A 15,038-nucleotide genomic window follows, 5' to 3' on the forward strand; every position below is an offset into this window, starting at 1 on the left:
CCACATCCTTCCCACGGTTCCGGGATCGCCGGCTAGAAGAAGACGTTCAGCGGGTTGGCCGACGTCTCGTCGACGGCCAACGGGCTGCGGCCGAGGTGAGCCGGCACGTCCCACAGCCGGCCGGGACCGAGCCGGCGCCAGAAGTGCCGCAGTCCCGGCACGACGACTTTCACCACCGCCAGGTCGACATCCGGACGGGACTGGTCGACGACGATCACCTCCAGGCCAGCACGCTCCGCCCGACGTACGCATCGACGCACGTCATCCCCGACGTCGCCGGTGGTCAGTGCCGGGTGGTCCGCCACGGTACGTGGCGGCCGGCTGGGATCCGGGGCCAGCCACTGCTGGTCGGCCACCCGCACGGTGCCGAACCAGCGCGCGGTGTCCGGGTCGTCGACGCCGTACCGGTTGCGGGTGGAGGCGGGCCCGGCGACGGCGGGCAGGAACTGATTCACCTCGGTGAGCGCCCGGGTCAGCGCGACCCGCGCGTCCAGGTGCGCGCCGAAGCCGACCAGGACGTCCTCCGGCCCGCCGTCGACCCGACGGGACACCGCGGCGAACGTGGGTACGCCCAGGTCGGCGGTCAGGTCGAGGGCCCACAGTTCGCGGCGCAGCGCGGTGGCGTGGTGGTCGACGCAGGCGGCCATCCACGGGTCGGCGAACGAGGCGAGCTCCACGCCAGGTATCCGGGATCGGTGGTACCACCACAGGGCCACGCTGTCGCGCTCCACGAGTTCGCAGAAGCCTTGCAGGATCGCCTCGGACAGGGTGTTGCCGGCCGCGCAGCCGTTCGAGTCGGCCGAGGACACTGCCAGCCCGGTCAGCTCCGGATGCCCATACCAGCAGTGCGCGGCGGGCAGCTCGCGCGGTGTCTCCCGGGTCAGCGACCAACCCGTGGTCCAGTCCAGCTCCACCTCGTCGGGCAGTGGGTGGGGAATGCGGTGCAGGTGGCCCAGGTCGCGGTTGAGCCGGTCCCGGTCGGCGTACTGGCGTTCCGAGAACAGCAGCAGCTCACGCAGGTGCACCGCGCGCTCCGGGCCCAACTGCTGGTAGGACGCCCGGTGCACCGGGCGGTCGCCACGCCACACCCCGCAGTAGCGCTCCACCGCCTCCCCGACCGCGCTCATCCGGGCCTGCAGGTCGGTCCGGCCCTTGCCGCCGCTCTGCCCGCGCAGATTGCGGCGCAATGCGGCGAGCTGGCGGGGCTGGGCGAAGTTGTGCCCGGCCGAGTAGGTGTGGGTGACCCCGTTGTCGGTCGCCTCCAGGGAGGTCAGCCTGCTCACCACACCCAGGTACCGGCTGACGTGGTGGGCGAGCGCGGCGTACGCCTCGGCGGGTTCCCTGGTGCGGGCGTCCCCGGCCCGACTGGGTTGGGTGCCGCTCGGTGGCAGGTCGATCCGTGGCTCGGCCTTGCGGACGAGGTCCGGGTCGCCGCAGGCGGGGCACTGCGGCTGGCGTACCAGTTGGTGGCTCTCGGTGCTCAGGTCCCGGGTGTCCAGGGCGACCAGCCGCCCGGTGAGTCGGGGCGACGCGCCGCGGACGGCGAGCACGGCGAGCTCGGCGGCGAGCAGCCCGGCGACCATGGTGGCGAGTCCGGGCAGGACCGCGCGGCCGGGCTGGGGCAGCGGAGCGGCCAGGTCCTGCCCGTCGAGGAAGGCGTTCACCTGTTCGTTCTCCTGCCAACGTTGCCGCAGGCAGGCCCAGCAGCCGGTGCGGCCCGGCACGAGGTGGGGGCCGAGGAAGACGACGTTGCCGTGTGGCCGGGCCAGGGTCCACGCGCGACCGGCGGCGAGCTGCCGGTCGTTGATCAGCGCCAGCCGAGGGTCGAGCATCGACGACGGCAGCACCAGCACCTGGGCGGTGGCCGGGCCGGGGTCCGGTGCGTCCGGCCCGACCACTGTCGGGGTGAGCCCGAGGGCGCGCAGCGCGTCGGCGGTCTCGACCACCCGGGGCGCGCCGAGGTCCACGATGGTGACCGGCCCCCCGGCCATCCACCGGCGGCCGGCGTCGGGCGGGACACCCCGGGCGTCCCAGCCTGCGGCTTCGGCTGCCGAGGTGTGCGCCGGGCCGGACACCAGAAGACCGTGGTCGCGCAGCCGGGCGAGGGCCGCGGCGACGGCGGCGACCGGGTGTCGGGTGGCCAGCCGAGCTACCACGTCGGCCAGCGACGCGTCCCCGTCGAGCTGGTCGGCCAGGTCCGCGGCGACCGGGTCGTCGATGAGGAGGCTGCGGGTCTCCCCCAACACCACCAGCGGGCCGTCAGGCAGCCGCACCGGCACGTAGTCCGTTCGGAAGCGCGGACGCCACATGGGTTCCTCCCGAGCCTGGTGGCCGGACCGACGGGTCCCGCCCTGATCACGGCTGCTGCCATCGTCGCGGTCCGGTGCGCCCCGATCCGAGGGATGCCATGGGTTTCTGCCGTCGCCGTGGAAGCTGCGCGGCAGGGGTCAGTCGACGGTGACGGTCAGGGCGGTGTCGTTGAGCCCCAGCACCGATGCGCCGACGGTCTGCGCCGGCACGAGCAGCACGAAGGTCTCCACCCGGGTGACCCGGATCGACTTTCCGGTGGCCGCCGTGCGGTGACCGGTGGCGATCAGGTCCGGGCTCTGTGGCTCCAGTCGGACGGTGGCGGGGCCGCCCGGCGCCGGGCGCAGGGTGTCGGTGGCGTGGATCGTCAGAAAGGTGAGCGTGCCGGTGGGCACCGCGACCGCGCAGTCGGACCATTCCGCCTTGTCCATCGTCCGCTGCACGGCCGCGCCGACACCGGAGAGCTGCTGCCCATAGACCTCCCAACCGCCGGCGAACTGGCCGTCGAGCAGCGGGCTCGACGTGACGAGGGACCGGTTGCCCGTCGTGGACCCGATGCTGCGGGCGAACACCTCGGCGGCAAGGGCACGGCGGCTGGTCTCGTCCAGGGCGGTGCCGCCGGCGGTGGCCGCCTGCCCGTCGATGCTCCTGGCCACCACCAGCGAAGGTTGGGTCACCTGGACGTTGTGGCTGAGCTTCCACTGGCCGTCGGCGCCGCGCACGAACTGGCTGACGTCGGTGGGTGCCAGCTCCGATCCGGTCAGCCGGAGAGTGGCGGTGGCGAGGAAACAGGACGGTTCACCAGGCGGCACCGCGAAGACCGGGTTGATGTGCTGGAAGGACGGCTGTGGACGCTGGTTGTACTCGGCCCGACGGATTGCGGCGATGCTGAGGTCCAGCGAGGGCGAAACCTCCTGGGCCCGCAGCGCCTCGACGTCACCGGCCACCGAGGCGGCCGAGTCGGCCTGGTCGAAGGCGGTGAGCACCAGCGCGGCCCGGTCCCGACCGAACGCGGCCGAACCGTGGGGCGCCGGGGTCGCCGCGTCCACCGGCTCGCCACCGCAGCCAGTCAGCACGAGCAGCGCCAGCGTGGCGGCGGCGAACGGCAGCGCCGGCACCGGCACCGGCACCGGCACCGGCACCGGCACGGCGAGGGTACGCGGGCTCCTGACGGACCTTCTGCGCAGCATCTCGTCCTCCATCCACCACCGGCCCACGGGAATCGCGCCGGATGCAGTCGAGTATGTGAGCGGCTGTCCGGCCAGGACGGTGGCGGCGCGGGCTCGTGCTGCGCGGCCTGTCGGCGTTGCACCGAACGACGCCATCCGGCCTGAATCGTCGTCACCGATCAGTGTCATCGACCCGGGCGACCCAGGCGACCAGACCCGATCGGGAGGCGACGCCCGCTTTACGGTAGATGCGGGTCAGGTGCGCCTCCACCGTGCGAGGGCTGATGTTCAGCTGCCGGCCGATCAGTCGGCTGGTGGCCCCGGTCGCTGCCAGCCGCGCGATGTGCCACTCCCGGTCGGTGAGGGCGGCGACCTCGCGCGGGCCGACCGGACGGGCCAGTCGCAGGCCGACCCGTTCCGTTCCGCACCAGGCGGCCAGTTCCAGCGCCCGGCGGCGGGCCCGCGCCGACACAGCGGTCTGGTCGGCGGCGTCCGCCGCCCGGGCCAGGGAGGCCAGCGCAAGACTGCGCCGCAGCACCATCCCGCTGGCGCGGAACAGGCCGGCCGCCGCCTCCAGGTGCGGCAGCGCTGCCCCGACCTCGCCGCAGGCGAGCAGCACCTCGCCGTACGCCGACTCGGCGAAGCCCCGTTGCCCGGGCAGACCAACCTGATCCGCCTCGGCCATCGCCAGCCGCGCCTGCCGCTCGGCGTCAGCCACATCGCCGGCGGCGAGCGCGGCGGCGCAGAGCAGCTCGTACCACCGGGGCCGCAGGGACGCCTGGAGACGACTGAGTCTGCTGTCCCCGCCAGCGGAGAGCACCAGCTCGGTGCAGGTCGCCGGATCACCCGACAGCAGCGCCCCGGTCGCCAGCGCCGTCGCGGCGGTACGACCGCACCAGGTGGCGAGGTCGGTGGCGATTCCGACGGCGCTGCGGGCCAGCGCCACCGCCCGCTCGTCGTCCCGAAGGCCACCACGCCACGCAGTCGCCTCCGCCTCGAACGCCAGGGCGAAGCTCAGCAGGTGGTGACTGCCGATCCGTCGAGCGACGATGCCCGCCTCGGTCGCCAATCCGATGGCGGTGTTCAGCTGCCCGCACTGGTAGGCCACCTGACTACGACCGAGCAGCAACTGGCACAGTCCGTCGTCGCGGTGCGCGGCGCGGACGAGCGTCAACCCCCGGTCGAGGTGTCGCACGGCGTCGGCCTGCCGTTCGAGGTACAACTCGCTCAGGCCGAGTGCGGTGAGGCAGTCGGGGTGGTCCCGCACGTCCCGGTCGGGCAGCGAGTCGACGATCCGGGCGCCGGCATCGAGCAGACCCCGGGCGTCGTCGAGGACGCCGTCGAGCGCGGCGGCCAGACCGCGGACGGCCAGCAGGCTGGCCCGGTCCGCGTCGGAGCCGCCACGATCTCCGTTGAGGACGTCGGGCAGTTCGGTCACGGGGTGGCCGGCCAGGATGCCGGCGACGCCGATCTCAGTGGCGAGTCGGTAGCCGTCGGCGGGGCCGGCACCGGCTGGCAGGGCGGCCAACTCCCGTCGGCTGATGGCCGCCGCCTCCGCGTAGTTGCCGAGCAGACGTTCCACGCGCGCCCAGAGAGCCACCACCTGCACCCGCCGCCCCTGCGGGTCGGCGGGGAACAGCGGCACGATCTCCTGCAGCAGGGCCCTGCTCTCGGCCAGATCCCCCGCCTCCCCGGTGATCTGCGCCAGCGCGAGCGACACGTCCTGGCGACGTTGCGCCAGCCCGGCTGTGGGCCGCAGCGCACGCAGCGCCAGCCGCAGCCAACGGATGGCCAGGTCCGGCGTCTCACACCGGACCTCCTGCGCGGCCCGGCAGAGCACGTTGACGCAGCGGTCGACCCAGCCGCCGTTCGGCAGGGCGAGCAGGCGCTCCGCGTAGCGGGCCCGATCCGCAGGTGGCGCGCCCAGGTCGACAAGCGCGGTGAGCGCCCGCGCGCACGCCTGCACCTGCCACGCCGGGTCGGTGTCCTGAGCGACCGCCATCCGCAGTACCGGATGCCGGAAGGCGAACCGCCCGGTGCCGGGTACGCGGCGGATCAGGTCAAGCCGGGCCAACCGCCAACCGGCCTCGACCGCCAGTGACACCGGGACCTGCGCGACCTCGGCGAGCAGATCCGCGGTGAAGGGTGCGTCGACGATCGCCCCGGCCCGCAGGCAGGCCAGCTCGACGGGGGGCCGGTCCGCCCATTCGCGGCGCAGCACGGCCACCGCCGCGTCGGACAGCCGGGCGCCGTGTGCCTCACCGGTCGGGTCCGACCCACTCGGGGTAGGTCCGTTCGGCAGCACCGCCAGGTAACCGGGGTTGCCGCCGGTCAGGTCGTACCGGGCGCGCAGCTCCACCTGGTCGGTCTGAGGGTGCAGGAGCGCGACCTCGGCGAGGCTGAGCGGGCGAAGTTCGACCCGGTCGTGTGACGTCGGTTGCGTGTTGGTGTGCCCATCGGGCGGATCCGGTGGCCCGAACGGCATCGGGGTCGCCATCTGCCGCGGGCGGTAGACGAGCACGAGCAGCAGCGGGGCGCGCACCGGGTACCGCAGGAGGTGGGCGATCAGGCCGGTCGAGGAGGCATCCGCCCAGTGCAGGTCGTCGAGGACCAGCACGAGACCGTCCCGGGCCGCCACGCCGATCAGCCGGCGGGCCAACTGGTAGGTCCGAAACCGCCGGGCGTCCGATACCCGCGCCGGCGCCGCTGGTGCCGCGGCGACGGACTCCGCCCAGCTCTTTTCAGTGGGCCGTCCGGCACGCACCACACGCCGGGGTGTCCGCCCCTGCGTGAAGGCGTGTCGAAAGACATGAAAGGGGACTCCTCGCTCATCGGGCGAGCAGGTCCCGAAGGCCCAGGGGACGGTGGGGGCGCACCGCTCCAGGGCCTCGCGGACAAACCAGGTCTTTCCGATGCCGGGCTCCCCGACCACCTCGCACACCATTTGCCAGCCACGGTTCAGCACGGTGGCCTGGGCTCTCCCGATACGGGCCAACTGTTCTCGTCGCCCGACGAAGCGCGGGCTCGATGGTGCTCTTTCCAGCCCAGGTGTCATCACACAGACCAGACGCCTTCCGCCACACTCAAGGGGAATTGGTCGCACTATACCGGAGCGTCGCCAAGTGTCGAAACATACGTTGCGACCAATCCTCATTCAACGATTAGAGCCGAGATGCAGGTTCTTTCCGGCATCGCACCGCAACTCGCAGAAAAGGACCGGCAACCAGAATCGTGGAATGATGCCCATAAATCGGATGCCACCCCCTCGGCCTAGGCAGGCAGCAACAACCTCGAGCCGCTGCCGGGCCTGTCGGGCTACGGCCAGGGACTCGACATTCACCGGAAGGCCGCGCCTAATCTGATATCGCCACGATCATGGCCGCCTGTAGTGAATCACCCGAAGCGGCCATATCAGTACCTCAACCTCCAACTCTGACGCTCATCCCACCTCATCGAGCCGTCGGCGGTCGTTCCCACGGTGACAAATGACTGGAGTAGCACCTCGAATTGGCCGCCCGCCGCCAATCTTCAACATGCCAACAGCAACATGCATGCGACGAGCACATAAGAGGCGACCCGAGAAAGGTCAGCGGCGCATCCAGTTGACGGAAACGGGGGCGACGGAACAGGTAGCCGGCAGCCGTGGCACCTGCTGAGGGTCGGGTCGCGCTCCGGTTGACTCGTAGCCAGGAAAGCGCAACCCTGTGGAAGCGCTCCCATCGGCGAGCTCCTATGTGAAAGGAATGCTCGTGCGTCCCACCACCACAGCTCTACTCCCGGTCGTGCTCGCCACGGCCCTCGGTGGTCTGGCCCTGCCGGAACCCGCCCTGGCCGCGACCGGCCCCGCGCTGGCCGTCGACACCACCGCCGCCCGCCACCAGATCAGCCCGTACGTCTACGGCATGAACTTCGCCGACGAGGCCCTCGCCCGCGACCTGCGGCTGCCCGTGCACCGCTACGGCGGCAACGCCACCACCCGTTACAACTTCCGTGCCGACACCACCAACCGCGCGTCGGACTGGTTCTTCGAGAACATCCCCAACGACAACCCGAACCCGGACGACCTCCCCGAGGGCTCGGAGAGCGACCGGTTCGTGCAGCAGAACAAGGCCACCGGCGCCGCCACGGTCATGACGATGCCAATGCTCGGCTGGATCGCCAAGGACCGGTCGCGGGCGTGTGGCTTCAGCGTCGCCAAGTACGGCCCGCAGCAGTCCACCGACACCTGGGCACCGGACTGCGGCAACGGCGTGAAGCCGGACGGGTCACCGGTCACCGGCAACGATCCGGAGGACACCAGCGTCGCCGTCGGTCCGGAGTACGCCACGGACTTCGTCAACCACCTCAAGGGGCAGTTCGGTGCTGCCGCCGACGGCGGGGTCCAGTTCTACAACCTGGACAACGAGCCGGACCTGTGGCACGCCACCCACCGCGACGTCCGCCCCACCGGGCTGGGCTATGACGAGCTCCGCGACCGCACCTACGAGTACGCCGCCGCGATCAAGGCCGCCGACCCCGGCGCGAAGACGCTCGGTCCGGTCGGCTGGGGCCTCAACTCGATCATCTTCTCGGGCCTCGACCAGGACACCTGCTCGCGCACCGGATGCTGGTCGAACCCGCCGGACAAGGCCGCGCACGGCGGCCAGGACCTCGGCCCGTGGTACCTGGACCGGATGCGCGAGTACGAGCAGCAGCACGGCACCCGCATCCTCGACTACTTCGACGTCCACCTCTACCCGCAGCAGTCCGGCGTGCTCGGCGAAGCGGCCGGCGACGCCGCCACCCAGGCACTGCGACTGCGCTCGACCCGCCAACTGTGGGACCCGACCTACGTGGACGAGAGCTGGATCAACAGCCCGGTCCGGTTCATCCCGCGCATGCGCGAGCTGGTCGACCAGCACTACCCGGGCACGAAGATCGCGATGACCGAGTACAACTGGGGCGGATTCGGGTCGCTCAACGGCGCGCTCGCCCACGCTGACGTGCTCGGCATCTTCGGCCGCGAAGGGCTCGACCTGGCCACCCTCTGGACCGCACCGACGGCCGACCAGCCGGTGGCGAACGCCTTCCGTATCTACCGCAACTACGACGGCCAGGGCGGCGCGTTCGGCGAGACCTCCGTCCAGGCGACCAGCGCCGACCAGGGAAAACTGGCCGTGTACGCCGCTGAGCGGAGCGCCGACAAGGCCCTCACCCTGGTCGTCGTGAACAAGACCGGCGACGACCTGACCAGCCCGATCGCCCTCACCGGCGCTTCCGCCAGCACCGCTCAGGTCTACCGTTACAGCGGTGCGGACCTCACCGGCGTCGTCCGGGAGGCAGACCTTCCGGTGAGCGCCAGCGGCCTCACGACCACCTTCCCAGCCAACTCGATCACCCACCTGGTGCTGCCGCGCGACACCACGCCCGGTGACACCCAGGCGCCGACCGCCCCGGGCAAGCCGACCGCCGGCACGATCACCGGCGACAGCGTCGCGCTGACCTGGACGCCGTCCACCGACGACACCGCCGTCACCGGCTACGACGTGCACCGCGTCGACGCCACCGGCACCGTGAAGGTGGGCAGCGCCACCGGCACCACGTACACCGTGACGGGGTTGACGCCGGACACTCCGTACACCTTCGTGGTGACCGCCCGCGACGCGGCGGGCAACGTCTCGGCGGCCTCGCCCGGCCTGACCGTGCGGACCGCGCCCACCGCCCCGACCGTCGGCTGCACGGTCGGCTACACGGCGAACAGTTGGCCGGGGGGCTTCACCGCGACCGTGACGGTCAAGAACACCGGCACCACCGCGATCGACGGCTGGAAGCTCGCCTTCGACTTCCCCACCGCCGGCCAGAAGGTCGCCCAGGGCTGGTCGGCTACCTGGAAACAGAACGGAACGAGCGTCACCGCGGACAGCATGAGCTGGAACGGCAAACTCACTCCCGGCGCGTCCACCAGCATCGGCTTCAACGGCACGTGGAGCGGCACCAATCCGGCGCCAACGTCCTTCACCCTCAACGGTCAACGCTGCGGGTGACCTGAGTGACCCCTGCTCCGTCCCAGCGGCGGAGCAGCTTCAGGGGTCCGAGGTGCCGCGGCACCCCGGACCCCCCTCGCTCTCGGGCAGAGCACGGGCGTCAGTGGTCCCGGCAGTAGTCGAGGCGATAATCCGCGCGACGCACGGCCCACACGATGACGACCAGCGCGAGCGCCCACAGCGGATAGTTCATCGCGATCTTCGAGAACGTCAGCCAACCGACCTCGTTCTGCGCGTACAACCCGTGCAGCACGACGAACCGGGCCGCGAACACGGCCGCGAGCACGGCGGTGGCGATGTCGTATCGCCGCCGCGACGGACCGTCGTGGCGCCACCACAGGCCGGCGCCCTTCATGGCGCTCCAGATCACGCCGACCAGCGGCCGGCGGACCAGGATCGAGAGGGTCAGGATGATGGCCGCCACGCCATACCACCAGATGTCGGCCAAGAAGAAGTCGCGGGCCTCACCGCTGCGTGCGGCGAGGGTGCCGGCCACCGCCACGCCGACGAAGCCGCCGAACGCCGGACGCCGGACGCAAGGGTTGTCGCCGCACCAGGCGTAGCGCCGTGATGAGCACGCCGGCGGCGACGGCGGCGGCGATCGCGGGGTAGACGCCCCACAGCGAGTTGGAGATCACCAGCACCGTGGGTGGGAGGGACGACTGGATCAACCCGGTCAGGCCACCGGTGCGCTCCCACAGCGTCGTCATCGTGGTCGGCGACCCGGCCCCGGCGGGAGGATCGCTCTCCGCGCTGCCCGGCGGCACAGGCTCTCCGGTCATGACATGATCTCCTCTGCATCGGCCGTAGCGCGGGTCCCCTGCTCAATCGACTGCTTGGCTCGACCCGGGTCGTCGCCGTAGCCGACCAGGAGCCGGTAGGTCATGTCGTCAAGGACGAACCGGGCCTGCTCGCTCGGCAGCAGCTCGGCCACCGTCATGGTGACCAGCCCGTGTCGCATGCTCCACAACTGGGCCGCCCAGACCGGCACCAGAGACTCCCGCGCGGCAGGGAAGCGCCCGGCGGCCACACACCGCTGGATGAGCGCGACCAGCCGCTCGAACGTCTCGGCGCCGAGGTTGTCGTCCTCGGGCGGGCGGTCGATGAACATCGCCTTGTACATGTGTGGGTTTGCCAGGCCACTGTTGAAGAACACCGCGCCGGCCGCGACGAGGTCGGCGACTGGGTCGTCCGAGGCTGCCAGCGCGTCGAGCCGGGCGTTGAGCCGGGCGAAGCCTTCCTCTCGGACCGCCCAGTGGATCTCCGCCATGCTCTGGAACCGACTGAAGACGACCATCGTGGAGGAACCAATCTCGGCGGCGAGCCGGCGACTGGTCAGTGCGGCCGCACCCTCCTCAGCCAACACCCGTGCAGCTGCTTCGACCAGCATCGTCCGCACCCTGGGGTCGGCAGCTCGAGGACTCACCCGGATAACATACCAGCGTTATATATCGGTGGTAAAGAATTCTGCTCGGATCGTCACGCCCCCATGGCACCGCCTCGAACGAGGCGACCATCAGGAGACTCGCCGGCAAGATCCTGCGCGAATCCCGCCGCCCCGCCCACACGTTGGCCGAGGCCGCCTCCGGGATCGCCAACCTCCGCAACACTAGGGACGGGTGACCGCCGTCGCGGCGACCGGGCGCCGGGATCGGCGGACCTGGAGCCCGATGACCAGGCCCAGGATGACGATGGCGATCGGGTCGAACACGAGTGAGATGACGTTCATCTCGGCCCGCATTCCGGCATCGACAGCTGTCAAGGCCAGGAATGTGGTCTTGGTGACGATGGCGGTCGCCGCCGCTGGAACGCGGGCCGGCAGGTAGAAGGCCCCCCAGATGATGGCCGCGCCGAGCGCGGCCTGCAACACGCCCCGATGCTGGAGCAGCGCGATGGTCATGCGATCGGGATTGGTCAAGCCATAGCTGCTTTCCAGCAGCCCTGGGGAGAGCAAGGCGATCGCGGGGGTGGCGGTGATCGCGCCGACGGCGATGAGGACGATGCGCAGCTTCATGCCAGCTCCTAAATTCTCAAGCTCCCTCATCCATCAGCCACCGCGTGCCCACACCCCGTGCCGTACGCAAGAACGCCGCGGTCGGCTGACTTCCGGGAGGGCTGGGTGGGCGCACTGTCAGCGGAGGGCCGCAGGCTGCGCCCGGTGCGGGCACGCGGTGGAACGTGGTGAACGACGTCAGCAGCCGAGCCGCCTGGTCGAGAGAGCGATGTCGTCGATCCAGAGATCGAATTCAGCCGGCGTGGTGCCGCCCTGATAGAGCTGCCAGCCGACCTTCACGGTGTTGACCGTCGGCAGGACGAAGGGCACGTCGTTGCCGCCGTGGTCGGTCGTCGACGCGGTCAGCCCCGGGATCGCCACACCGTCGATCCACACCGCCACACGGTTGTCGGCCGGGTCGAGTTTCCACTCGAAACACTGCCAGGTGTCCTCGGTAACCGGGGCGGTCTCCCGCCAGTTGGTCCAGTCACCGGTCGGGCCACCGTCGGCGCCTACCCCCCAGAAGATTCCGGGGACGGTGGGCGCGTACTGCCCGCCGATCGGACGGACGACCTCCGAACTGCCGGTGCCGGTCGCCTCCACCAGCGTGAAGTGCGCCCAGTCGGGGGCGGTGGGGAACGCATCCACGCGCAGCCGCATCCGACCATAGAAGCGGTTGCCCGGCGCGGCGAAATCGTCGACGCGCAGGAAGGCCCGGCCGTTGTCGACCGTGTGCACGTGCAGCACCTGGTTGCCGTGGCGGGCACGCTCGACGGTCAGCGTGCCGTTGCGGGTGTCGACGCCCCAGTCCAGCGTGCTCGCACCACCCCGCGGCAGACGCTCAAAGTCTTCACAGAAGAGCAGGCCACGGGTGCACGAACCGTGGGAGGCACCCGACGCGCCGGCCGGGACACTACCAACTGTGGTGCCGAGGATCAGGGCGGCGGTGATCACCGCGAGGGAACGGCGCATGGTCATCCTTCATGGCGTTGGGCCCTACCGAGCGGGCTGGGGCCGGATCAGTGCTGTCGTCGTGGAGACGGTTCGGCGGTGCGGCGCGCGTCCGCCGAAGCGGCGCTGTGCCCGCACTACGAGGCTCCCGCGCTGACCGTTCCCAGCGCGGTTGCCCCCGCGCTGCAGCGATGCTCGCCATTCCAGCACACCTGCGACGATCCGACAACATCGAAGGTCATCACAGGAAGGGTTCCTGGCGATGAGGCCACCGGAACCCGGTGGCCTCATCGCGAGGGCCGAGGAGAGCGCAGGAGCTGGAATAGCCACACCCTCCGCTGGCGCGGAGGTTTCCGAGTCGAACGGAAATAGAAGGAAGCGCCTGCATGGCCTCGGCTGTCGCACACCTACTCAGGGATCAGCTCACTGAGCCGATCCAATGTATACGCCTCCGACCCGTCCGGCAGACCCTCGGGCGCCTGAACGCCGATGAACGTGACCGGCTCATCCGGGAGCCGACCGTCCCACATCATCACCTCAGCCCCGGCGCGCCACCGCTCGACCAGGTAGGCGACGGTGAGGTAGCGCCTCTGCATCAGTGCTCGTACGCGGTCCGACGTGGTGAACGTGTTGTCCTCCACGCGGTTGAATGACGGCCTTCCCCGCAGGTACAGGTGCAGCCACACGGCCTGCCAGCCGCTGTCGCTCCTGGCGAACACCATCGGCAGCGCGATCCGCCCCTGACCGCGCAGGTGCGAACGCGCCCGGACCGTCCGTGCGTCGAAGGGGGCACCGAGCTGATCCTGTGTGCGGGTCTGGTAGCCGAACATCGACTCGGCTACCTCGTCGAACGACTCACCCGCGTAGATGTGGACCTGCGGAACGACATAGTGCCCACCGGTCGTCAGGGGCATGTCGATGAACTCGGTCGCACCGTTCGTCGCGTCGGTGACGTCGCCGGAATGCACCACGCCGTTGTGGTGGTAGTTCGTCCACGACACCTGGCCTGCACCATGGAACTCCTCATCGAGCAGCAGTACCGACAGGTCGTAGTCGGTAGAACGACTGGTCTGGCGCCAGTACATGAAGAACCGCACCAGGTCGCCGGACACCGGTGCGCGCGATCCCCGTGGCAGGACCGCGAAGCCGCCCTCTGCCGCCTTGCCGGACAGCGGCAGGGAGACGTCGAGCACCTCCGGATCCACCAGCAGCGGCCGATCCGGCTTCGGCAGTCGCGCGCTGATCTCGGCGTCGAGCAGCGACGACAGCTCGGCCACCAGCTCAGCCGGCAGCGGCGGCCGCCGGTCGGGGCCGATCCACGCGGTGCGTGAACGGCTCGCGTACATCCGGGCTGACGCGGGCGTCAACCGGTTGTCGACATGCTCCCGCAGCGAGAGCAGCACTCGGCCCGACGCCGACGCGAGCGCACCGGTGACTGCGTCGACGACAGCGGTCCGCTCCGACGCCGACGCCAGCCGCAGCAGCCGGTCCGCCGATCGCAGGAGCAGGCCCGGCGCCGCCGACAGTACCGACGCGGCCGGGCCGATGGCGCCGGCACGGATCGCCGCCTCGGCGCGGCCGGCGAGATTGTGTACCCGCCGCTCGCCACGCGCGACCGCGAAGACCTCCTGCGCGTGCGGCCACTGGTCGTACTCGTGCGGATGCAACCGCTCCGCCAGCCGCTTCCACCGCTCCGCGTAGCGCACCACGTCACCGAGCTTGTCCGGACTCGCGCCGACGACGTTGTCCAGGGCGGCAAGCAGCACCCGCCGCTCCGGGCGCCGGAAGGCGCGGAATCGCGTGGGCGTCACGAGTGCGACGTCCCCGCCGGAGGCCTGGCAGGCAACACGCAGCACGTCGGTCGTCGTGTCCACGCCGACCAGGGCCCGACCGAGGACGAGCCGGATCCCGTTGAGCACGGCACGGTTCTCCCGGACCGGGATCTCGGCCGGCTGCACCCCGTCCACGCAGGCGACCGCGAGCTCGCTGAGGATCGCGAGGTCCGCCTCACCGAGTGGCGTCGAGCTACCCGCCAAGGCGACATAGAGCCGCGCTGCCTCCACGTCGACGGTGTCGCCGAGACGCAGCAGGGTCAGCCGGTCACCGGCAGCGGTGATGAGCTCGTCATGCGCGGCCAACAGTTGGGCGTAGGTGTGCTGGTAGGTCCCGTAACCGGGCAGGTCGAGCAGGTTCACCCCACCCGAGGTGACGGCGTCGCGCAACTGTGCGTCAGTGGCCGTGCCCCCACCGGTGAGTACGGCCGCCCGAAGCCGGTCCGTCCAGAACTCGACGGTGTCCGGCACGTCATCCGGGAACCCGATGAAGTAGGCGTTGTGCTGGACGTGATCGCCCACCAGCTCGCGTACCGCCGAGACGACCATGGCGGCCAGGTCCATCGCCGGCGCGGGGGCCAGGCTGCCGATGTGTTCCAGCAGAGCCCGTGACGCCGAGAACCCGACACCGAGCAGGGCCGCATCCAGTTGCCGGGCCACCGACGTGCCATCGCCGACCGCGCCCGTGCTGGCCGGCACACACAGGCTCTTCTGAATGATCAGCTTCTCGAGCACGTCGTTCCTCGTTCCGGTCAACTCCGGC

General features: G+C 70.8%; 10 protein-coding genes. 1 reads left to right on the plus strand and 9 read right to left on the minus strand.

What is annotated here, in order from left to right:
- Positions 1-32: 32 nt before the first annotated feature.
- From EV382_RS13350 to EV382_RS13360, 3 genes are all read right to left on the minus strand, one after another.
- Positions 33-2,309 carry a TOMM precursor leader peptide-binding protein gene (locus EV382_RS13350; RefSeq protein ID WP_130401950.1) on the minus strand — a complete coding sequence of 759 codons (2,277 nt, stop codon included), beginning with the start codon at positions 2,307-2,309 and terminating at the stop codon, positions 33-35.
- 138 nt (positions 2,310-2,447) lie between these two features.
- On the minus strand, positions 2,448-3,497 hold the full coding sequence (locus EV382_RS13355; RefSeq protein ID WP_130401952.1) for a hypothetical protein: 1,050 nt from the start codon (positions 3,495-3,497) through the stop codon (positions 2,448-2,450).
- Positions 3,498-3,648: 151 nt separating this feature from the next.
- On the minus strand, positions 3,649-6,630 hold the full coding sequence (locus tag EV382_RS13360; protein WP_130401954.1) for an AAA family ATPase: 2,982 nt from the start codon (positions 6,628-6,630) through the stop codon (positions 3,649-3,651).
- Positions 6,631-7,219: 589 nt separating this feature from the next.
- Between EV382_RS13360 and EV382_RS13365 the strand changes: the two genes are divergently transcribed.
- The gene (locus EV382_RS13365) at positions 7,220-9,499 is read left to right on the plus strand and encodes a glycoside hydrolase family 44 protein (protein WP_244236665.1); all 2,280 of its coding nucleotides are present in this window, start codon (positions 7,220-7,222) and stop codon (positions 9,497-9,499) included.
- Positions 9,500-9,599: 100 nt separating this feature from the next.
- Here the strand turns inward: EV382_RS13365 and EV382_RS33105 are convergent, their stop codons facing one another.
- The 6 genes from EV382_RS33105 to EV382_RS13390 form a co-directional block, all read right to left on the minus strand.
- The gene (locus EV382_RS33105; protein ID WP_208758399.1) at positions 9,600-9,995 is read right to left on the minus strand and encodes a DUF3159 domain-containing protein; all 396 of its coding nucleotides are present in this window, start codon (positions 9,993-9,995) and stop codon (positions 9,600-9,602) included.
- Positions 9,964-10,281 (minus strand): DUF3159 domain-containing protein, encoded by a 318-nt coding sequence (locus EV382_RS33110; RefSeq protein ID WP_208758400.1) that lies wholly within the window; start codon positions 10,279-10,281, stop codon positions 9,964-9,966. The genes EV382_RS33105 and EV382_RS33110 overlap by 32 nt, the downstream gene beginning before the upstream one ends.
- Positions 10,278-10,889, minus strand: a complete 612-nt coding sequence (locus tag EV382_RS13375) for a TetR/AcrR family transcriptional regulator (RefSeq protein WP_130401958.1) — start codon at positions 10,887-10,889, stop codon at positions 10,278-10,280. The genes EV382_RS33110 and EV382_RS13375 overlap by 4 nt, the downstream gene beginning before the upstream one ends.
- A 219-nt stretch (positions 10,890-11,108) precedes the next feature.
- Complete coding sequence (locus EV382_RS13380; RefSeq protein ID WP_130401960.1) at positions 11,109-11,513, minus strand: hypothetical protein; 405 nt, start codon at positions 11,511-11,513, stop codon at positions 11,109-11,111.
- Between the two features lie 177 nt (positions 11,514-11,690).
- A complete protein-coding gene (locus EV382_RS13385) occupies positions 11,691-12,464 on the minus strand; it encodes a hypothetical protein (protein ID WP_208758401.1) in 774 nt (257 codons plus the stop codon).
- 386 nt (positions 12,465-12,850) lie between these two features.
- Positions 12,851-15,010, minus strand: coding sequence for a TerD family protein (locus EV382_RS13390; protein ID WP_130401964.1), 2,160 nt, complete (start codon positions 15,008-15,010; stop codon positions 12,851-12,853).
- Positions 15,011-15,038 lie beyond the last annotated feature (28 nt).

Source organism: Micromonospora violae (assembly GCF_004217135.1).
GTDB lineage: Bacteria > Actinomycetota > Actinomycetes > Mycobacteriales > Micromonosporaceae > Micromonospora > Micromonospora violae.

Bases quoted from the DNA above. Each gene is read 5' to 3' on its own strand.
- EV382_RS13350 (WP_130401950.1), bottom strand. From the start codon at position 2,309: ATGTGGCGTCCGCGCTTCCGAACGGACTACGTGCCGGTGCGGCTGCCT.
- EV382_RS13355 (WP_130401952.1), bottom strand. From the start codon at position 3,497: ATGCTGCGCAGAAGGTCCGTCAGGAGCCCGCGTACCCTCGCCGTGCCG.
- EV382_RS13360 (WP_130401954.1), bottom strand. From the start codon at position 6,630: ATGAGGATTGGTCGCAACGTATGTTTCGACACTTGGCGACGCTCCGGT.
- EV382_RS13365 (WP_244236665.1), top strand. From the start codon at position 7,220: ATGCTCGTGCGTCCCACCACCACAGCTCTACTCCCGGTCGTGCTCGCC.
- EV382_RS33110 (WP_208758400.1), bottom strand. From the start codon at position 10,281: ATGACCGGAGAGCCTGTGCCGCCGGGCAGCGCGGAGAGCGATCCTCCC.
- EV382_RS13375 (WP_130401958.1), bottom strand. From the start codon at position 10,889: ATGCTGGTCGAAGCAGCTGCACGGGTGTTGGCTGAGGAGGGTGCGGCC.
- EV382_RS13380 (WP_130401960.1), bottom strand. From the start codon at position 11,513: ATGAAGCTGCGCATCGTCCTCATCGCCGTCGGCGCGATCACCGCCACC.
- EV382_RS13385 (WP_208758401.1), bottom strand. From the start codon at position 12,464: ATGCGCCGTTCCCTCGCGGTGATCACCGCCGCCCTGATCCTCGGCACC.